Genomic DNA, 19,247 nt, shown 5'->3' on the forward strand with positions numbered 1-19,247 from the left:
CTGTCTGGGTCGGGGCGCTCTGTAAACCGCCCATCCTCATCCCGCGAAATCGCTTCGCGTGGAGTGCTTACGACGTAGGCTGAGGGAATTACAAAAGCCACGGGTCACCTGACCCGTGGTTGTTTACGTTCAACCACATCTGTCGACCAGATATATATCCAAGAAGATGGTGAGCATACATTCACAGCAGATACAACAAATGAATATGAAGACCCTGAAAATACTGTTCGCATTAATTATAGTGATGGTTCTACTGATAATAGTTCAACAGTTGAGGTTTCAGAGTTAATCATTGAGACAGCCGAATAACCCTTCAAAACGAAGTATAGATGTGTGTCTGCTGTGTCTGGTTGTAAGCAATCGACCGATGCGTTACACCCTGTAAGCAACCGCCAGTATTTATATAAGGAACTACCTGTAAGCAGCGGTCCACAGAAATATCAGCATGTTATGTGGTATAGTACAGACAAGCAAGCAGACGACCACCAACGGGAGAGCATCGAGGCGGAGGATTCCTACAACTCGGTTGCTAAGTCGCTGCCCATCTCTCGGCAAGTAGCGACGACCTGAACGGGGGTTCGGATTTACGGATCGAATTCCCGATGAATCGTTTTTCTCTGGAATCAACGCTCCTCGGCGCGCTCGAGCGTCATCCTCGCTCCGCCCTCGAGCGTCTCGAGTGGCTTCGTCTCGGTTGCGCGCGCGACGACGTTCACCGGCGCGGCGGCTCTCGGTTCGCCGTCGACGCTCGCGGGCGTTTCACCCCAGAACAGACACAGCTTTCCGCCGGCGGGCCAGTACGCGATCGACCCCTCGGCGACGACCTCGCGCGCGTTCTCGCTCGAAACTCCGAGGGGAGCGTCGAAGTAGAGTTCGTCGCCCCAGCGGATCGCGTCGCCGGAGACCGGAAGCGCCGCATCGAGCTCCGCGCGGGTTTCCGGCGCGTCGTTAGTCCAGGTCGCCTCGAGTTCGATTCCGCCGACGGTGAGACGTAGGTCCGTCATACGCGTTCCAACGGGGAGGCAGTACTTCAGCGGTTGGGATCCGACTCACCTAAGCACCGGTTCGACGGCGCTTGATCACGTCGAGTGTCGTCTCGGGGTCCTCGAGTACGCGTTCGGATCGTTTCGAATGCCGAGCCACGGTCGCTCGAGGAATGCGAACGGTTGGCGGTGACGGTCCGGTCCCGAAATCGTTTTCAACTGCTCACGCGGACAGTCGGTATGCCGACGGAATCGGACACTCATTATGACCCGTCTCTGGGGAACAAGTTCATCTTCGTCACCGGCGGGGTGATGTCGGGACTCGGCAAAGGAATCACGGCTGCGAGCACCGGCCGTCTTCTCAAGAACGCCGGCTTCGACGTCACCGCGGTGAAGATCGATCCGTACCTGAACGTCGACGCCGGGACGATGAATCCCTACCAGCACGGCGAAGTGTACGTCCTCGAGGACGGCGGCGAGGTCGATCTCGATCTGGGGAACTACGAGCGGTTCCTCGACGTCGACATGACGTCGGACCACAACGTCACCACCGGAAAGACCTACCAGCACGTCATCGAAAAAGAGCGCGCTGGTGACTACCTGGGCAAGACCGTCCAGATCATTCCGCACATCACCGACGACATCAAACGGAGGATCAGAGAGGCGGCCGAAGGAACCGACGTCTGTCTCGTCGAAGTCGGCGGCACAGTCGGGGACATCGAGGGAATGCCGTATCTCGAGGCGCTGCGCCAGTTCGCCCACGAGGAAGACGACGACGATATTCTCTTTGCACACGTCACTCTGGTACCGTACTCGAAAAACGGCGAGCAAAAGACGAAGCCGACCCAGCACTCGGTCAAGGAGGTACGCTCGATCGGACTTCAGCCCGACGTGATCGTCGGCCGCTGTGAGAATCGCCTCGAGTCCGAGACGAAAGAGAAGATCGCACTGTTCTGTGACATCCCGACCGAAGCGGTGTTCTCGAACCCCGACGTCGAAGACGTCTATCACGTTCCGCTGATGGTCGAAGACGAGGGACTCGATCAGTACGTCCTGGAGCGATTCGGACTCGCTGACGAGGCACTTCCCGAGGCGGAGCGAACGAACGACTGGCGCGACATCGTCACCAGCGAAAAAGAGGGAACGGTCGACGTCGCGCTGGTCGGCAAGTACGACCTCGAGGACGCCTACATGTCGATCCACGAGTCGCTGAAACACGCCGGCTTCGAACTCGGCGTCGACGTCAACGTCCACTGGGTCCACGCCGACGGGATGGCCGACGGCTACGACGACCAGCTCGAGGACGTCGACGGAATCATCGTCCCCGGCGGCTTCGGTATGCGCGGTTCCGAGGGCAAGATCCGGGCGGTCCAGTACGCCCGCGAGAACGACGTTCCCTTCCTCGGACTCTGTCTCGGATTTCAGATGGCCGTCGTCGAGTACGCCCGAAACGTGCTGGGACTCGAGGACGCACACTCCGCGGAGATGGACGAGGACACGCCCCACCCGATCATCGACATCCTGCCCGAACAGTACGAGGTCGAGGACATGGGTGGGACGATGCGTCTGGGCGAGCACACGACGGTGATCGAACCTGAGACGCTCGCCTACGAACTGTACGGCGATACGTCCTGTTCCGAGCGCCATCGACACCGATACGAGGTCAACCCCGAGTACTTCGAGGCGTTCGAAGACGAGCCGCTGACGTTCTCGGGAACGGCCGGCAATCGCATGGAGATCCTCGAACTCGAGAACCACCCCTACTTCGTCGGCACGCAGTTCCACCCTGAGTACACGTCCCGGCCTGGACAGCCCAGTCCGCCGTTTCTCGGACTCGTCGAGGCTGTTCTCGAGGAAATCGAGATCGACGAAACCGGAAACACACAGGAGACGACCGACATCGATTCCGAAACGGAGGTAACCCACTGATGGTAGACACTGAGACGTTCACCCCGGACGCAGTCGAAGAGATCGAAACCGAAATCGGAGACGAGAACGCCGTCATCGCCCTCTCGGGCGGCGTCGATTCCTCGGTCGCCGCCGCGCTCGCCTACGAGGCGATCGGCGATCGGCTCACGCCGGTGTACGTCGATACCGGCCTGATGCGAAAAGGCGAGACGGAACAGATTCGCGAGACGTTTTCCTACATGGAGTCACTTCGTGTCGTCGACGCCAAAGACCGGTTTCTCGAGGCCCTTTCCGGCGTCAGCGACCCCGAAGAAAAGCGCGCGATCATCGGAGAGCAGTTCATCCGCGAGTTCGAACGCGAGGCAAACGACGCCGACGCGGACTACCTCGTCCAGGGGACGATCTACCCCGACCGGATCGAGAGCGAGGGCGGGATCAAGTCCCACCACAACGTCGGCGGACTTCCGGAGGTCGTCGACTTCGACGGCATCGTCGAACCCGTCCGCGACCTCTACAAGGACGAGGTCCGCGAGGTCGCTCGCCACCTCGGACTGGACGAACTCGTTGCCGAACGAATGCCGTTTCCCGGTCCCGGCCTCGCCGTACGCGTGATCGGCCCCGTCACCGAGGAGAAACTCGAGGTCGCACGAGACGCCTGTCACGTCGTCGAAGACGAACTCGAAGAGTACGAGCCATGGCAGGCACTCGCCGCGGTCATCGGCAAGGCGACCGGCGTCAAGGGCGATAACCGCGTTCACGGCTGGGTCGTCTCGGTTCGATCCGTCGAATCGCGAGACGGGATGACCGCCCGCGCACAGGAGATCGACTGGGAAACCCTTCAACGCATTCAGTCACGTATCACCGGGACGAACGAGAACGTCGCTCGCGTCGTCTACGACGTCACGCACAAGCCTCCCGCGACGATCGAGTACGAATGAGCCGGAAAGTAATCGTCGCGGGTCCCGACGACGACGACATCGCACCGGCCCTCGAGAACGAGGGTGCGGACGTGCATCGACTCGACGGCGTCCTGACGCGACCTCGACTCGAAGAGGTCGGGATCGTCGGCGCCGAACTGTACGTCCTCACCGATATCGATCAGGCGACGTCGATACCGATCGTCTGCGATCTCAGCGATCAGATTCGGACCGTCGTCTACAGCCGAAAGACGATACCCGAGTTCGTCAGGGGACAGCTCGATCTCTCCGTCGATCCGCGGCTGGTCGATCCGGCCGTCGTGGCCGACGAGCTCGTCGATTGAACCCGACGATCCGCGTTCGGCGTTCGCACGTGATGGATTATTATAGACTCACGAATAGGGAGGTATGAACAGTCTACACCCCGTTATCGGGGGATTGAATCCGGATTAAATCCGACGGAACTCGGCGTAAGAACGGTATACCGTCATCCCCGTTGAAGTAGCAGTCACCGATTGGTTACGATGGAGGTCGACGGGCATATCCCACCGAGGCACCCCACGCCTGTTCCCGTGACTTCCAGCAATCCCACCACAGCACCCTTCCCACCATTGCCACACCGTTTCGACGCGGGTTCCGCTGCACCGGCCCGCGTCACACCCTGCGGTTCTGGCACCCCGGACGCGCCGTTCGCGTCCTGGGGGGACTTCTTTCCGACCGAGTACGACGAGTAGCTTCGATTAGGAGAGTCATTCGACGCGACGTTAGACCGGAGAGTCATTCGACGCGGAGCGACGATCAGTGCACGGGGGACGACACGCTCGACGGTTAGCGGTTACCGTGTTTTTCGCGAAGTCGCTCGAGAACGGGTATCTCCTCGAGCCGATCGGGATCGAGACGATCCCAGTCGATTCCGGTCGGTGAGTCGCGTTCGTCCGGTCGTCTCACCCGTTCGGGCGTGACGATCAGATCCATCGGGACGTCGTGATCGTCGGCCTCGATCGCATCGTCGAGTACCTGTCGTTCGTGGACGGTCGTCGCGACCGGCGTCTCGTCGTCGACGAGGTCGAGTTCTCGCAAGATCGCGTACTCGAGGTCGCTGTACCCCTCTCCCTTACCGACTCGGTTGCCGTCGTCGGTGACTGCGACGCTCCCGGAGACGATCAGGTCGATTCGATCCATCTCGTCCGGGTGGACGGGCCGGCCGTGTTCTGACGAGCCCGAAACCGTCGTCGCCGCGTCGAAATCCTCGAGTTCGTCGGGATCGAGCTTCAGAAAGCACCGCTCCTCTCGCAACCGAGGGACCGCCATGTAGACGGTTTTGCCGTCCCGAAGCGCCCGCCGACGGACGGGAAGCTGTGGTGCGTCGGGATTGGCCTTGATCGTCGAGGCCTCCGTCCATTCGGGTTGTTCAGCGAGTCGTTCGGCCGCTGTCATCGCGTTCTCGTAGTTCGGAATGCGACCGTGGGGCGGGAACGGAAACCGAGCCGTTCCGCTCTCCTCGAGATCATCCCAGACCCGCTCGCGGATCGCCGGTTTGTCGGCGTCGTCGGGATCCAGAACTCCCTCGTCGGTCATTCGTGTCCACCGGTCGTTCCACCGCCACTCGACCCATCGTCACGTTCGTTGCCCATCGGCTCATCTCCGTCGTCCGTCCCGTACGTCTCCTCGCGTTCGCGATCCGCTCGAGCCAGATCGACGAGGTGTGTCGCTTCGGGGAGAACGATCTCTTCGATTCCGAGTCGGGTCGCAGCTTCGTCGCCGGGAAGACAGAACACGGGCGTCTCCTCAGCGACGCCGGCGAGCGTTCTGGCGGCGACGACTCGAGTGCCGACCGCCTCGTAGGCAAGCGAGGTGAACAGGTGATCGAACGCGGGTAACTTCTTCTCGAGTAAGGGTTCGACCGCTTCGATGGCGATATCGGTCGGCTCGACGCTCGTCGCGCCGGCGGTGACGACGAGGTCGACGTCGTCGCGTTCGATCACGCGCGAGACGATCGACTGAACCCGGTCGTGATCGGTGCCGACGTGTTCTCGAGTCGTCAGTTCGTGATCGGTCCGCTCGATGGCGGTCTCGATAGCTTTACCCGCACTGTCGGACGCCAGGGTTCGACTCGAGGCGATCGTCACGGTCGCAACGCCGAGCGTGGGATCCGCCGCCCGGGACTCCTGACCGGTCGCCTCCGAACTCGCCTGCTGTTCCGTCTCGTTCATGGAGCCGTCTTCGTGAGCCGACGGGAAAACGATACGCACACGGAACGGGCGCGACGGATCACCGACGACCGTCCGTGTGAACCGTTCGAACGTGGTCGAGTGCCCAACTGTTATGGATGGAGTTCTCGTCTGTGTGAGATATGCAGGCAGTCAAAATCACCGAACACGGCGGGACCGACGTCATCGAGTACGGCGAGTATCCCGATCCCGATGTCGGCCCGGACGAGGTGCTGGTCGACGTGAAAGCGGGTGCGCTCAATCACCTCGACGTCTGGGTTCGTCGTGGGTTGCCGACGCTCTCCCTCGAGATGCCCCACGTTCCGGGCAGCGATGCAGCGGGCGTCGTCGCGGAGGTCGGTCGGGACGTGACCCGGTTCGAGCCGGGGGACAGGGTCGCGGTGACGCCCGGCGTGAGCTGTGGCGACTGCGAGTTCTGTCGACACGGCGATCCGACGCTCTGCGTCAACTTTCATCTCATAGGCGAGCACGTGCCAGGACTCCACGCCGAGTACACCGCCGTCAACGAGGAAAATCTGATCCCCGTCCCCGACGACGTCGACTGGCTCACGGCCGCATCCACCGTTCTGGTCTTTCAGACCGCCTGGCGAATGCTGATCGACCGCGCCGGTGTCGAGGCGGGTGAGAAGATCCTCGTTCTCGGTGCGAGCGGCGGCGTCGGTCACGCCGCAGTCCAGATCGCGGACTTCGCGGGTGCGGAGGTGTACGCGACGGGAAGCACGGACGATAAACTCGAGTACGCACGCGCGCACGGAGCCGATCACGTGGTCAACTACGAGCACCGAGACTTTTCGGAGTGGGTTCGCGAGAAGACGGGAAAGCGCGGGGTCGACGTCGTCGTGGACTACATCGGCGCGGGAACCTGGCAGGACTCGATCAAGAGCCTGGCCAAGAACGGGCGACTCGTTACCTGCGGCGGAACCGCGGGCGGGAACCCCCGGACCGATATCCCGCGCATCTTCTGGAATCAACTCCAGATTATCGGCTCGACGATGGGGACGCCGGGACAGGTCGACGACGTGATGGAACTCGTCTGGGACGGCACCTTCGAGCCGTCGATTCGCGCGGTCCTTCCGATGAGCGAGATGGCCCGCGCACACGAGATCATCGAAGACCGCGAGGGGTTTGGAAAGGTCGTCGTCCGACCGGACAGCGAGTACACTGGACGGCTCTCGCCGTGAGCCGCCCGTGAGCCACAGCGGCGAACCGTGAGTGCTTTGATAGCGCGCTCCGAACGTCCGCCCGTGACCTCGAGCGACGACGGTGGATACGTTCACGACCCTTCGGCGTTTTCCGACGGGGAGCGCCGGGATGGCTCAGCCGAATCGGACGACAGCGAGTGGACCGACGAGCCGATTCATCCCGATAGTGCCGACCGAGAGTTCGACTGGCGAGGGTGGATACTCGTCGGCGTCATCGTCTTCGCGTTTATCGTCTCTCCCGTTGCGATCTTGCTCTGGCCACCGGACGTGGGCTATCTGTTCGCACTGTTGATCTTGCCGCTGGTCCCCGCTGTATTGCTCGCGGTGACGGCCGTCTGGGCGACGACTCGACCCTGACGCTGAAAACAGGACGCTGTACTACCGGTCGGAGTCCGACGGAAGCGCGTCCTCGAAGCGCTCGAGGACGGCCGATCCGTGGACGAGATCTCGTTCGGGCGTCTCGTCGCGATCGACGTACGTCGCCAACTCGCCCGAGAGGTTCCGGATCTGCCGGCCAGTGAACGTCTCGGGATCGTCGTCGGATTCGATCGTCTCGAACGCCGACATCGTCCACGAAGGAGGTGTTTTTTCGGCGTCGAGCGCTTCGTCGACTCGGTCGGCCAGAACGTGATGGACGACCCATTGCTCTTCTATAGAGAGCGTCACTTCGTGCGTTTCGGTTTCCGGTGGTGGGGAACTCATTTCGTCACACGGACCGATTCCGTCGGCCCTCAGAGGACGATACGAACAGCGACGTAATAAGCCTTGTCACAAGTTAGCACACACCGAGAATGCTACTCGACCGATCGAACGTCTCGACGCATCGCGATTTCGAACCACGGACAGAGCCGAAGCTGTCGATACCACTCGGGGTTCGAGTGCAATCGTTCGTAGGGAACCCACAGCAGCCCCGCGACTTCCTCCTCGTTCGGATCGAGGGTTCGATCCGTCAGCGTCAGCTTCAGAACGGCACAGACTTCGTGTTCGACGCCCTGATCTTCGAAGTACCGCTTGTACTCGAATCGGTCCGTAAGCCGGAGGCCGTCGTACTGGTCCGGGGAGATTCCGAGTTCGTCTTCGAGACGCTCTTGAGTCGCTTCCTCCTGGCTCTGGCCCTCGACGGGGTGTGAGGCGACGGTTCCGTCCCAATAGGTCCCCCAGAGGCGCTTGTCCGGCGATCGCTGTGCGAGCAGGACGTTGTCGTCCTGATCGAAGACGAGCGACGTAAACGCCCGGTGGCGAATCCCATCGCCCGTGTGAGCCTCGAGTCGGTTGACGAGTTCGAGTTCACTATCGTTTTCGTCGACAGCGATAACGTCCTGTGCGGCGTTTTTGTGCTCTAGCTCGTCCGTCGGTGTACTCATACTCGTCTAATTGTCTCGACTCGTGAAACCAGTATCGTCTTTCGACCGCGTCGAACGCACACCGTTACTCGCTTTTCTTTCCAGCTGTCGGCCGAGCGGCCACGGCGTTCCGTCCGCATCTGGATCGGCGCGATAGCTCTCGGTGACGACGACCTCGAGCGCACCGGGATTCGTCTCGAGGACGAGGCGTTCGGTTTCGAGTATCTCGCCGTCGAGACTGTATCCGACGGGTTCCCCTCCACTCTCGATCGAGAGCGAAGGCGTCCGCAGGCGGACGATGTGTTTTCCGTCGCGGCCGAACAGTCTCTCGAAAGCGGCGTCTCCGAGTAGCTCGGGTGCCGAGGCGGCTTCGACGATCGTTAGCTCGAACAGGCCGTCCTCGACGTTGGCCTGTGCAGTCCGCGTCCCGTTGAACCGCCGGCAGTTACCGACGAGAACGAACAGTGCTTCGCCGTCCCAGGTCCGTCCACGTTCGCCGTCCGGTCCAACGGCCGACTCTACCCGCAACGGGAGCGAATCGAACGAGCGAGCCGTCTGAAGCGTCGTTTTCACGTACGCGAGCACGCCCAGATTGCGTTTGCTCTCAGAGGACGTTTCGTCGCTGGCCTCGGCGGTGAGACCGCCGACACAGGAGTTGACGAACGCGAGATCGTTCGCGATTCCGAGGTCGATGATCCGACGGCGACCCCGATCGATCGCCTCGAAGGCGTGTTCGATGCCCTCGATCCCGACGTTCGTCGCGAAGTTGTTTCCCGTTCCCGTCGGAACGACGGCGACGGTCGTCGACCCGAGTGCGTCAGCGTCGAAGACGCCGTTGACGACCTCGTGTATCGTTCCGTCGCCGCCAGCTGCGGCGACGAGACCTGCGTCGACGGCCGCCTCGTGAGCCAACCTCTTCCCGTCGCCGCTCCGCTCGGTCCGTCGAACCTCGAAGCCGTGATCGCGTGCCAGTTCGACGACGTCGTCGACGCGCGTTTCGTCTCCGCTGACGGGATTGAGAACGAGGACGCGATCACCATCCGTCCGGCCTCCGTCCGTGCCGTCCGATCCCATGCAGTGGAAGACGCCGGCACAGCGCAAAAGCATCTTCCCGGCGTCTGCATCTCCATGTACGCCGTCGATCTGCACGCACATACCAGGTTCTTCCACGGTCACCGACAGCTCGGAGATCGATTCGACCCGCTCGGCGTTCGATTGCTCGCACGAGCGGCCAAGCGACGGGGCCTCGAGGGGGTGGCGACGACCAACCACGATTACTATACGCCCCTCGATCCGCCCGCCGACGTCGAACTCGTCCCGGGGATCGAGATCACGACGGATCGGGGCCACGTCCTCGCCGTCGGTCCCGACCCGCCCGCGGAGACGAAACCCGGGACGCTCACGCCGGCGGAGGCGGTCGAGTTAGCTCACGAGCGCGACTGCGCTGCGATCGTTGCCCACCCGTTTCGAAACAGTACGATAAGAGAACTAGAGGAGGTTCCGTTCGACGCGATCGAGGTCAACGGCAAGCATCCACGGTCGCGACCGCTGGTCGAAGCGTTGGCTGAGGGTCGAAATCTCCCACTGGTCGGTGGCAGCGACGCCCACTACCCGCTCGAGGTGGGGCGAGCGTACACGATCGTCGACGCTGATCGACTCACGCCCACGGCGGTCGTCGAAGCGATCCGCGACGGACGTGTGGGAGCGCGCGTCGCTCACTCGCGGTTCGACCGACTGCTTCGTCGAGGCTACCGGACGATCCACCGCCGCAAACGGGTGATCGACGCGCTCGAGGAGCCGACGCCGGGAGTCGGAACTCCACCCGGCGAGGAGAGGTCCTGATACGGTCTGCCGTAAGTCAGTACCGGCGTATCCGGAGACCGGATGCCGGGTGCGCCGGTAAACAGTTACAGCAGACCGTATGAACCGAAGGGGACCCGAGGACGTCTACCCGAGCTGTTCGTCGAGAATGAGCCGCGTCTTCGTGCTCACGACCTCCTCTTGATCGCGGGCCTGCGTGATGAGATCGTTGACGCCGCGCGTGTCCGCGGCGTCGACGACGAGGACGATGTCCTGTTCTCCGGAAACCATCCAGACGAAATCGACCTCTTCCCAGCTGGCGATCCGTTCGGAGACGGCCTTCGTGTCGACGTCGACGGCGACGCTGATTTCGACCATCGCCTTGACGTTTCCCGTCCGCGTCGAGATTGTAAACCGTTCGATGACGTCGTCGTCCATCATTCGCTCGACGCGGTTGCGAACGGTTCCCTCGCTCGTCTCGACCTCGTCTGCGATCTCGGTGTAAGGCGTCCGGGCGTCTCGGCGGAGAATATCGAGGATCTGTCGGTCCAGGTCGTCCATGGAGGTTCGAGAGTACGACGACACCCCACTTACCGATTACGAATTTCGTAACTCAGCTTCGAAGACAACACTTATGATCGTGTGCCCGATACGTAGATCGTAATGACAGCTGCCTACGTTGCACTGGAGGGTGGCCACGTGATCGAGGGCCGTGGTCGTTCCCCAGGAACAGCTCGTGGCGAACTGGTTTTCACGACGGCGTACACCGGCTACGAAGAAAGCCTCACCGATCCGTCCTACGAAGAACAGGTGCTCACCTTCTCGTACCCCCTGATCGGTAACTACGGCGTCCGCGAAGAGCGGTTCGAAGACGACCGCGTTCACCCGCGTGCAGTACTCGCAAAGGAACTGACCCGAGACGTCGCGGAGTGGCTCGAGAGCGAAGGCGTGCCGTCGATCGATCACCTCGATACCCGCGAGATCGTCATCGACATCCGCGACGGTGGTGCGATGAAATGTGGCATCGCCGTCGGTGACGACGTCACCGAAGAAGACGCTCTGGCGGAACTCGACCGGTGCAAGACGATGAGCGAACACACCGACATCGGCGCACAGGTCAGCGTCGAGAAACCGACGATCCACGGCGCGGACAACGGCGGTCCCGACGTCGCACTCGTCGACTGCGGTGCGAAGGGATCGATCGTCGACTCCCTGCTCGAGCGTGAGGCGACGGTTCACGTTCTCCCGTACGATACGAGCGTCGAAGCCATCGACGATATCGACCCGGACGTGTTGTTCATCTCGAACGGACCCGGTGACCCGACGAACTACGAAAACGCTATTTCGCTCGTTCGGGAGTTCGTCGAGGATACGCCCGTCGCCGGCATCTGTCTCGGCCAGCAGATCGTCGCTGAAGCGCTCGAAGGGACGACGGAGAAGATGACGTTCGGTCACCGCGGCATCAACCAACCCGTTCTCGATCTCGAGTCGGGTCGAGTCGTCATGACGACCCAGAACCACGGCTACACCGTTGCCGACCCCGGCGACCACCTCGAGATAACCCAGGTCAACGTCAACGACGACACGCCGGAGGGACTCGACGGCCTCGAGTACGACGTCATCACGCGTCAGTACCACCCCGAAGCCAACCCGGGTCCCGAGGACACCCTCGACTTCTTCGACGACGTCCTCGGGATGACCGACTCGCAGACGACCGCGGCCGTCCCCGCCGACGACTAATTCCACCGGCGAGATCGAAACCGAATCGTTCGAAGAGCTGATCGTCGAATACCTCAACCGAGACCTGCCGGACGCCCACGGCCGACTCGAGTTCATCGTCGAGGGCGTCGAGAGCGGAACCTCGATCCTGTTGACCGGCGACGACACGAACGCGCTCAAAACGGTGTTCGCTCGGCTGGTCGCGCCGACGAGAGCGAGCGGAGCGTCGTTCTCGCGACGAATAACGACTGACGGACGGTACAGCGATCGCTGGATCAGGCGAAATCCGGTGCGGGCGACCGGTCGTTTGTGCTAACCGGGTCGGGTCGATCGCTCGACGATCCGGACTCGATACCTCAGCCGCGGTTTTCGAAGCCGTAAACGACTTCGACGGACGCGGTTACGGTTACGGGGTCGGCGTCGATTTCCGTTTCGGCCGCCGACGCTGCGACGTCGTCCTCAGCGACTACATCCCGCGCATCGTACCGCACGGGAACGGTATCTACGTTCGTCGTCGAAACCGAAACGATTCCAGCGAGTGAGACGTCTCGATTTTGCGCGATGTACATCGCCTCTTCGTCCGCGTTCTCGAATGCGGAATCGATCGCACGGTCACGGAGTTCTGCCTCGGTTTCGTCGTGAAGAGAAAAGTTCACTCGGCCGACGTTGTCGACGCCCTCTTCGACCAGGGCGTCGATGACCTCGCCGACGCGTTCGACGTCGTCGAGTTCTATCTGAAAGGTGTGCGTCCCCTCGAACCCGTCACCGTCGCCGCGTCGGGGATGGACGCGATATTGTCCTTCCTCGACGTGTTCGTCCGGAATCCCGAGTTCGTCGAGGGCGTCCCGAAGCGCCTCGGCCCGTTCTGCGAGTTCGTTAGTCACCTCTTCCGCCTCCGATCCCTCGGCCTCGAGGCCGACCGAGAGTGTCGCCCGATCGGGCTCGGTCTCGACCTCGCCGTTTGCGCTCACCGTGATCTCTCGGTCGACCGCGTCGCCGGATGCCGCCCCCGTCGTCCCACGATCGGAGCGCTCGCCTTCGTCACTCCCGAGTGCGCGGTCCATACAGCCGGCCATCGCCGCCGTCACGCCGACCGTCGATGCTGCGAGGAACTGTCTTCGATCCATACCAGGTGTTGGACCGACACTCTCAAATCACCTCGGTAAGCTAAAACGTCTCTTTCAGCGGTCGGTGGATCAACGAATCGATCCGAAAACGGTCCCTCGATCGACTGTCGTGAGAACGGTCGACCGACTGATAACCCTGCGCGAGAGAGATCTCCGATATGTCCGGCGATCAGCTCCTCGTCCCGGTCGCGAATCCGGAAACCGCAGACCGACTCCTCGACACCGCCATCGATATCGCCTCCGATCGAGACCTCGAGATTCTCGTTCTCACGGTCGTCACCGTGCCGATGCAGCTCTCACTCACACAGGCCCGAGACTCGCTCGAGATCGACGAAAGCGAGGCGCTCGTCGAGGACGTCGTCGAGCGGGCCCGCGGATACGGTCTCGAGGCGACCGGACGGATTCGGTTCGGTCGGGACGTCGCGAGCGGAATCTGTGGCGTCGCGACCGAGAGTAACGCCGAGGTGATTCTCCTCGGATGGCGCGGACGACCCCGTCGCCGCGACGTCGTCCTCGGGAGTTACATCGACGAGGTCCTCTCGGATGCTCCGTGTGACGTCCTCGTCAAGCGCATCGATCGGGATCGGACCGACGTTTCGTCGATACTCGTTCCGGTCGCCGGCGGTCCCCACACCGAGTTCGCCGCCTCGGTCGCCGGCTCGCTCGCTCGCTCTCACGACGCACGCATCGAGCTCCTCACAGTCGTCCCAGACCGTACCGAAGAGACGATCTCGGACGCCCGAGCCATGCTCACACGGACGTCGTCGATGCTCGGCGCCGTCGAGTCCGTCGAGGAGACGGCCCTCGAGGGCTCCGTCGTCGAGACGATCGTCGAGCGGACCGCGGCCCACGACGTCACCGTCCTCGGCGCGGCCGAAGGCGGATTCTTACAGCGTGCTCTCGTCGGGGACGTTCCCGAGACGGTCGGACGCGAGGCAGAGAGCGCGGTTATCATGGCGAAACGACGTCAGGACATTCCCGAGACGGTGATTCGTCGACTCCGCAACCGCCTCTCGTAGCGGGATCGAGTGACAGCCGCGGTACGACACTAAGGGGACTCACCGACGGCCGCCGATCCGGTTGGTCACCGAGCGGAGAGTCTGGGTCACTTCGGCGGGGTGTGCAAGGCCGAGACGGTACCGGAGCCGATCCTGCCGTTTGAACGGCTCGAAGACGAGGGGTTCCTCGAGGTCCCAGATACGGGCTGTCGATGGGATTCCGTGACGACGACAGATCGCATCGGCCGCGCGGCGACCGGCCTCGGCGGCGGATTCCATCGACGCCAGATCGGTGTTCGTCCGAACGTAATCGCCCGCGAGCGTGAGGTTCTCGATCGCGACGTCCGCCGGCGGACGATTGCAAAGCGAGCCGACGGTGTTGATCAACAGCGGCGAACGGTTCTCGACGCCGTCGTCCGTTTCGACGATCGCCGGGTCCAGGTGCCAATCGACGAGTACGTCGTCCGTCAGTCGTGGCTCTGCGACGCGGAGGTGCGCTTTGAGTTGGGCCCAGATCTCGCGTGCGATCTCTTCTCGCGTACACGACCTGGCCGGCGTATCGAACAGGATCCCCGGCGTGTTCCAGTCCGAGGCGACCACCGAGAGCACGCCAGCGACCTCCTCCGGACCCCGCTCGTCGACGTCGCACTCCGTCCAGAACTGGCGCTGAGAGATCGACGTTAGCGCCCACGGCGAATCGGTGTACACCTGGTGACCGGGACTCAACGCGAGGTCGACGGAGAGGTAAAACTGGATGCCGTTCATCCAGGCGGTCTCGAGTCGCTCGATTCGACCGAGTTCCGGCGCGGCGCGAGCCAGATCGGGCGTGACGAATTTCGGTGCGACGTCGACCGGAACCGCGAGGACGTACTCGTCGGCCGAAAGCGTCGTCCCGTCGACAAGTTCGACGCCGTCGATCCGTCGCCCGTCGAACGAGATCGATCGGGCGGCGGTGTTCGGACGGAGGTCGACGCCGAGGTTCTCGAGGTGGCGAAGCCAGGGGTCGATCCAGGCCTCGTTCGTCGGCGCGTTCAACACCCGTTCGGTCGGCCTGGTGGGGTCGAGTTGGCCGAACAACAACTGGAGGTAGATCGTCCCCATCGTGCGGGCGCTGGCGGCCTGGGGCCTGAGCGCGACGAGCGACTGCGTCGTCGAGGTGAGTCGATCCCGAAACGCCGGCGAGCGGTTCTCGGCGTCGGTGAACTCCCACCAGGTGACGTCGTCCAGTTCCTCCGTCCGCCGTTTCTCACAGGACGTCAGCAGGTACGCCAACCGCTCGAGCAGGAAGCGTACGTCGCGGGATGGTAGGTCGTCCGCAAACGCCGGCCGAAGCGCCTCGAGCCAGCCGCGAATCGAGTCGGGCGTCCGCGTCTCCGCGATTCGGTCGGCTTCGGTTGTGCTCGCGAGCAGCGTCGCCTCGGTTTCGACGAGGTTGTCCGCGACGGTACCGCTTCCGTCGGGAATGCGCGCCATCATCTCGACGACGTGGCGGTAAAACGCCGGGAAGAACCGAAAGCCGTGCTCGCCGTGGAGCGCCGACGGATCGTCGTCGACCGGCATCGATCGCGCTTTCCCGCCGAAACGGCCGTTGGCCTCGAGGACGGTGACGTCGACGCCGTCCTCGGCGAGTTCGTGGGCCGCCGTGAGGCCGCCGATTCCCCCGCCGATTACGAGGGTCGTAGTCATTATCGCGTCCTACGGCCGCCAGCGGATTAACGGCCACCCCTAACGAGGTGGTTTCGAATCGGTTACTCGAGCACGCTCGTAACGGGCCGCGCTCACTAGTCGTGTCCCGGCAGCCTCGCGCTCACTAGTCGTGCCGGAAACTCCGCTGGCCCGTAAACGTCATCGCGATACCGTGTTCGTCTGCCGCCGCGATCACGTCGTCGTCGTTGACCGAGCCGCCGGGCTGGACGACGGCCTCGATGCCCGCCTTCGCGGCCTCCTCGAGGCCGTCGGGGAACGGGAAGAAGGCGTCGGAGGCCATCACCGCGCCCTCGGCGTCTTTGCCCTCGGCGTGCTCGTCGGCTTTCATCGCCGCGAGGCGAACCGCGTCGACGCGCGAGACCTGCCCCATCCCGATTCCGACCGTCTCGGTGCCGTCGGCGAAGAGGATGCCGTTCGATTTGACGTGTTTCAGCGTCCCCCAGGCGAAGACCATCGACTCGAGTTGTGCCTCGGTGGGCTCGCGCTCGGTGACGACCTCGAGGTCGTCGACCGAGACCGACTGTAAATCGCGTTCCTGGACGAGTCGGCCGCCGACGATGGGTTTCTCGGTGAACCGTTCGGTCCGTTTCTCGTTCAGTTCACCCACGTCGAGCACGCGCAGGTTCTCCTTCTCGAAGAGGACCTCGAGGGCGTCCTCGTCGTAGCCGGGCGCGACGACGACCTCCTTGAACGAGTCGACGATCGCCTCGGCCGTGGTCGCGTCGCACTCGCGATTGAGCGCGACGATGCCGCCGAAAGCGCTCATCGGGTCCGTCGAGAGCGCCCGGTCGTACGCCACAGACAGCGAGTCCGCCGTAGCACAGCCCGCCGGGTTCGTGTGTTTGATAACCGCGGCGGCGGGCTCGTCGAACTCCTTGATCAGGTTCAGCGCGCCGTCGGCGTCGTTGTAGTTGTTGTACGACAGGGCTTTCGCGCCCTCGTTCAACTGCTCGGCGTGGACGACGCTGGCTTCGTCGCAGGTGTAATCGGCGTACACCGCAGCGTCCTGGTGTGGGTTCTCCCCGTAGCGCAAGGTGTCGAGGCGGTCGCTCGAGGTCAGCCGCCGGCCGGGAAGTCCGTCGTGGTCGCCGCCGTCGGTGCTCGCCACGTCGACGTCGACCGTTACCTCGTCCGCCTCACGGTCGACGTCGATCGCGTCCGCAGCGAACCACGAGATCGCGCGAGGATACGCCCGAAACTCGCCCTCGTAGAGCACTCGCTCTTTCAGGGAGTCCGAATCGTCGCCCTCGTAGACCGGGATCGGTTCCTGGGTGACGATCGGACCCGCATCGACCTCGCGTTCGATCACGTTTCCGTCCGCGTCGGTCGCGTCCGTCACGACGTGAACCGTACAGCCGGTCACCGAGACGCCCGCCGAAAGCGCATCGCTCCAGGCGTCCACGCCGGGAAACGACGGCAGCAACGACGGATGGACGTTCAGCGTCGTCGGCACGCTCTCGAGGAACGTATCCGAGAGGATCCGCATGTAGCCGTCGAGACAGACCAGATCGAACTCGTGATCCGACAGCGCCTCGAGCACCGCCTCCTCGTGTTCGCGGCGGCTCGCCCCGTCCGCTATCGGCACGACTTCGGTCGGAATGCCGCGCTCGGACGCGGACTCGAGCACTGGCGCGTCCTCGCCGTTCGTCAGGATCACGGCGAGTTCGGCTTCGCCCGGCCGTCGATCGTCGATGTTCAACAGGTTGCGGCCCCGGTTGCCGGCCATCCCGGCGATTCGAGTCATGGTTCACACGCCACCCGCGAGGGGCAAAGTGATTGCGGTCTCGGATCGGAACATATCCACATCTGTGTATTGTATCCGCTCTAATACACCGAATTCTGAGATCGATATACATACACGTGGCTCTTGTCGGTCGGCGTTTCGATACCCTTTTGCACCGCGCTGGAAAGAGTCGGACGATGACCGACACCCACGCGTTATACGCCGTCTCGCCGCTCGATGGTCGATACGGGAGGCGGACCGAGCCGCTGTCGCCGTACGCGAGCGAGGCCGCGCTCATGCGCGCTCGAGTTCGCGTCGAAGTCGAGTACCTGATCGCGCTTTCCGACCTCGAGGCCACGCCGCTCTCGCTCGACTCCGACGAGCGCGGAACGCTCCGTGAGTTGTACGAGGGCTTCGACGAGGACGATGCGGCACTGGTAAAGAAACTCGAGACGGACGGTCACGCCGGCTTCGATGCGACGAATCACGACGTGAAAGCCGTCGAGTACTTCGTCCGGCATCGGCTCCCCGAAGACAGCGATGCCTCGCCCTGGATTCACTTCGGGCTGACCAGCGAGGACGTGAACAACCTGGCCCACCGGCTGCTCGTTCGGGACGCCGTCGACGACGTCCTGTTGCCCGCCCTGTACGACGTCCGGGACGCCCTCGCGGAGATGGCACGCGAACACCGCGACCTGCCGATGCTTGCACGGACTCACGGCCAGCCCGCGACGCCGACGACGTTCGGCAAGGAAATGGCCGTCTACGCCGCCCGTCTCGGCCGCGCAACCGGCCGAATCCGAGGCGCAACCGACGGCCTGCGCGGAAAGCTCGGCGGTGCTTCCGGCACCTACGCCGCCCACGTCGCTGCCTATCCGAACGTCGACTGGCAGGCGTTTGCCGAGAGGTTCGTGACCGACCTCGGCCTCGGGTTCGAGTCGCTCACGACGCAGGTTAGCCCCTGTGACGACCTCGCGGCGCTGTTCGACGCTTTCAGAGGTGCGAACGACGTCCTGTTGGATCTCGACCTCGACATCTGGCTCTACGTCTCGGATCGCTACCTCGGCCAGGAAGCCGTCGACGGCGAGACCGGCTCGTCGACGATGCCTCACAAGGTCAACCCGATCGACTTCGAAAACAGCGAGGGCAACCTCTCGAAGGCCAACTCGGATCTCACCTTCCTCGCGGACTACGTCACGACGTCTCGGCTCCAGCGCGACCTTTCGGATTCGACGGTCAAGCGCAACATCGGCGCCGCCTTCGCGCACTGTCTGATCGGCTACGACAAGACGGCCGTCGGCCTCGCGAAGGTCGTCCCCACCGAGACCGTCATGCGCGACGACCTCGAGTCCACCCCCGAGATAATCGGGGAAGCGGTCCAGACGATCCTCCGCCGGGAAGGACAAGAAGACGCCTACGAACGGGTCAAAGACGTCACCCGCGGCAAGGACGTCGCGCTCGCGGACTTCCGAGAGATGTTCGACGACCTCGAAGTCGACGACGACGTCCGCGAGGAACTCCACGCGCTGACGCCGACGGGATACACGGGCGTCGCGAGCGGTCTTGTCGACAACCTCGAGTAACCGTCC

Annotated in this window: 19 protein-coding genes; 9 read left to right on the forward strand and 10 right to left on the reverse strand. The window is 63.1% G+C overall.

The features are described 5' to 3' along the window. Positions 1 to 623: 623 nt before the first annotated feature. Positions 624 to 1,004, reverse strand: a complete 381-nt coding sequence (locus tag EA462_RS10160) for a cyclophilin-like family protein (protein WP_124178469.1) — start codon at positions 1,002 to 1,004, stop codon at positions 624 to 626. Positions 1,005 to 1,223: 219 nt separating this feature from the next. Between EA462_RS10160 and pyrG the strand changes: the two genes are divergently transcribed. The 3 genes from pyrG to EA462_RS10175 are packed head-to-tail and all read left to right on the forward strand — an operon-like array spanning position 1,224 to position 4,152. Next, positions 1,224 to 2,912: a glutamine hydrolyzing CTP synthase gene (gene pyrG, locus EA462_RS10165; protein WP_124178470.1), complete on the forward strand. Its 1,689-nt coding sequence runs from the start codon at positions 1,224 to 1,226 to the stop codon at positions 2,910 to 2,912. Next, positions 2,912 to 3,829: a glutamine-hydrolyzing GMP synthase gene (gene guaA / locus EA462_RS10170; protein WP_124178471.1), complete on the forward strand. Its 918-nt coding sequence runs from the start codon at positions 2,912 to 2,914 to the stop codon at positions 3,827 to 3,829. The genes pyrG and guaA overlap by 1 nt, the downstream gene beginning before the upstream one ends. Continuing rightward, positions 3,826 to 4,152 carry a DUF7126 family protein gene (locus tag EA462_RS10175; protein WP_124178472.1) on the forward strand — a complete coding sequence of 109 codons (327 nt, stop codon included), beginning with the start codon at positions 3,826 to 3,828 and terminating at the stop codon, positions 4,150 to 4,152. Before guaA ends, EA462_RS10175 begins: the two co-directional genes overlap by 4 nt. 484 nt (positions 4,153 to 4,636) lie before the next feature. On the opposite strand, the gene EA462_RS10180 is transcribed toward EA462_RS10175, so the two are convergent. Then, entirely contained in the window at positions 4,637 to 5,386 is a 750-nt protein-coding gene (locus EA462_RS10180) for a 5-formyltetrahydrofolate cyclo-ligase (RefSeq protein WP_124178473.1), read from the reverse strand. Then, on the reverse strand, positions 5,383 to 6,021 hold the full coding sequence (locus tag EA462_RS10185) for a MogA/MoaB family molybdenum cofactor biosynthesis protein (RefSeq protein WP_124178474.1): 639 nt from the start codon (positions 6,019 to 6,021) through the stop codon (positions 5,383 to 5,385). Before EA462_RS10185 ends, EA462_RS10180 begins: the two co-directional genes overlap by 4 nt. A 140-nt stretch (positions 6,022 to 6,161) precedes the next feature. Here EA462_RS10185 and EA462_RS10190 point away from each other — a divergent pair, with 140 nt between their 5' ends. Together EA462_RS10190 and EA462_RS10195 are read left to right on the forward strand one after the other, a co-directional pair. Then, positions 6,162 to 7,220 carry a zinc-binding dehydrogenase gene (locus EA462_RS10190; protein WP_124178475.1) on the forward strand — a complete coding sequence of 353 codons (1,059 nt, stop codon included), beginning with the start codon at positions 6,162 to 6,164 and terminating at the stop codon, positions 7,218 to 7,220. A gap of 63 nt (positions 7,221 to 7,283) precedes the next feature. After that, positions 7,284 to 7,598 carry a hypothetical protein gene (locus tag EA462_RS10195; RefSeq protein ID WP_124178476.1) on the forward strand — a complete coding sequence of 105 codons (315 nt, stop codon included), beginning with the start codon at positions 7,284 to 7,286 and terminating at the stop codon, positions 7,596 to 7,598. Positions 7,599 to 7,619: 21 nt separating this feature from the next. Here EA462_RS10195 and EA462_RS10200 read toward each other — a convergent pair whose 3' ends face one another. From EA462_RS10200 to EA462_RS10210, 3 genes are all read right to left on the reverse strand, one after another. Continuing rightward, on the reverse strand, positions 7,620 to 7,943 hold the full coding sequence (locus EA462_RS10200) for a DUF7853 family protein (RefSeq protein ID WP_124178477.1): 324 nt from the start codon (positions 7,941 to 7,943) through the stop codon (positions 7,620 to 7,622). Positions 7,944 to 8,035: 92 nt separating this feature from the next. Further along, positions 8,036 to 8,605 (reverse strand): NUDIX hydrolase, encoded by a 570-nt coding sequence (locus EA462_RS10205; protein ID WP_124178478.1) that lies wholly within the window; start codon positions 8,603 to 8,605, stop codon positions 8,036 to 8,038. 6 nt (positions 8,606 to 8,611) lie between these two features. Then, entirely contained in the window at positions 8,612 to 9,658 is a 1,047-nt protein-coding gene (locus EA462_RS10210; RefSeq protein WP_124178951.1) for a diacylglycerol/lipid kinase family protein, read from the reverse strand. A 54-nt stretch (positions 9,659 to 9,712) separates the two neighbouring features. Here EA462_RS10210 and EA462_RS10215 point away from each other — a divergent pair, with 54 nt between their 5' ends. Continuing rightward, on the forward strand, positions 9,713 to 10,426 hold the full coding sequence (locus tag EA462_RS10215) for a CehA/McbA family metallohydrolase (RefSeq protein WP_124178479.1): 714 nt from the start codon (positions 9,713 to 9,715) through the stop codon (positions 10,424 to 10,426). A 105-nt stretch (positions 10,427 to 10,531) separates the two neighbouring features. Here EA462_RS10215 and EA462_RS10220 read toward each other — a convergent pair whose 3' ends face one another. After that, the gene (locus tag EA462_RS10220; protein WP_124178480.1) at positions 10,532 to 10,945 is read right to left on the reverse strand and encodes an Lrp/AsnC family transcriptional regulator; all 414 of its coding nucleotides are present in this window, start codon (positions 10,943 to 10,945) and stop codon (positions 10,532 to 10,534) included. Between the two features lie 102 nt (positions 10,946 to 11,047). On the opposite strand from EA462_RS10220, the gene carA reads away from it, so the two are divergent. Then, positions 11,048 to 12,124 (forward strand): glutamine-hydrolyzing carbamoyl-phosphate synthase small subunit, encoded by a 1,077-nt coding sequence (carA, locus tag EA462_RS10225; RefSeq protein ID WP_124178481.1) that lies wholly within the window; start codon positions 11,048 to 11,050, stop codon positions 12,122 to 12,124. 335 nt (positions 12,125 to 12,459) lie between these two features. Here carA and EA462_RS10235 read toward each other — a convergent pair whose 3' ends face one another. After that, on the reverse strand, positions 12,460 to 13,230 hold the full coding sequence (locus EA462_RS10235; protein WP_124178482.1) for an SIMPL domain-containing protein: 771 nt from the start codon (positions 13,228 to 13,230) through the stop codon (positions 12,460 to 12,462). A gap of 158 nt (positions 13,231 to 13,388) precedes the next feature. Here EA462_RS10235 and EA462_RS10240 point away from each other — a divergent pair, with 158 nt between their 5' ends. Further along, positions 13,389 to 14,249, forward strand: coding sequence for a universal stress protein (locus tag EA462_RS10240; protein WP_124178483.1), 861 nt, complete (start codon positions 13,389 to 13,391; stop codon positions 14,247 to 14,249). 39 nt (positions 14,250 to 14,288) lie between these two features. Here EA462_RS10240 and EA462_RS10245 read toward each other — a convergent pair whose 3' ends face one another. After that, positions 14,289 to 15,914 (reverse strand): hydroxysqualene dehydroxylase, encoded by a 1,626-nt coding sequence (locus tag EA462_RS10245; protein WP_124178484.1) that lies wholly within the window; start codon positions 15,912 to 15,914, stop codon positions 14,289 to 14,291. A 124-nt stretch (positions 15,915 to 16,038) separates the two neighbouring features. Continuing rightward, positions 16,039 to 17,679 carry a bifunctional phosphoribosylaminoimidazolecarboxamide formyltransferase/IMP cyclohydrolase gene (gene purH / locus EA462_RS10250; RefSeq protein ID WP_124178485.1) on the reverse strand — a complete coding sequence of 547 codons (1,641 nt, stop codon included), beginning with the start codon at positions 17,677 to 17,679 and terminating at the stop codon, positions 16,039 to 16,041. A 176-nt stretch (positions 17,680 to 17,855) separates the two neighbouring features. On the opposite strand from purH, the gene purB reads away from it, so the two are divergent. Further along, positions 17,856 to 19,241, forward strand: a complete 1,386-nt coding sequence (gene purB / locus EA462_RS10255; RefSeq protein ID WP_124178486.1) for an adenylosuccinate lyase — start codon at positions 17,856 to 17,858, stop codon at positions 19,239 to 19,241. The last annotated feature ends 6 nt before the right edge of the window (positions 19,242 to 19,247 follow it).

Source organism: Natrarchaeobius halalkaliphilus, assembly GCF_003841485.1.
In the GTDB taxonomy this organism is placed as follows: Archaea; Halobacteriota; Halobacteria; order Halobacteriales; family Natrialbaceae; genus Natrarchaeobius; species Natrarchaeobius halalkaliphilus.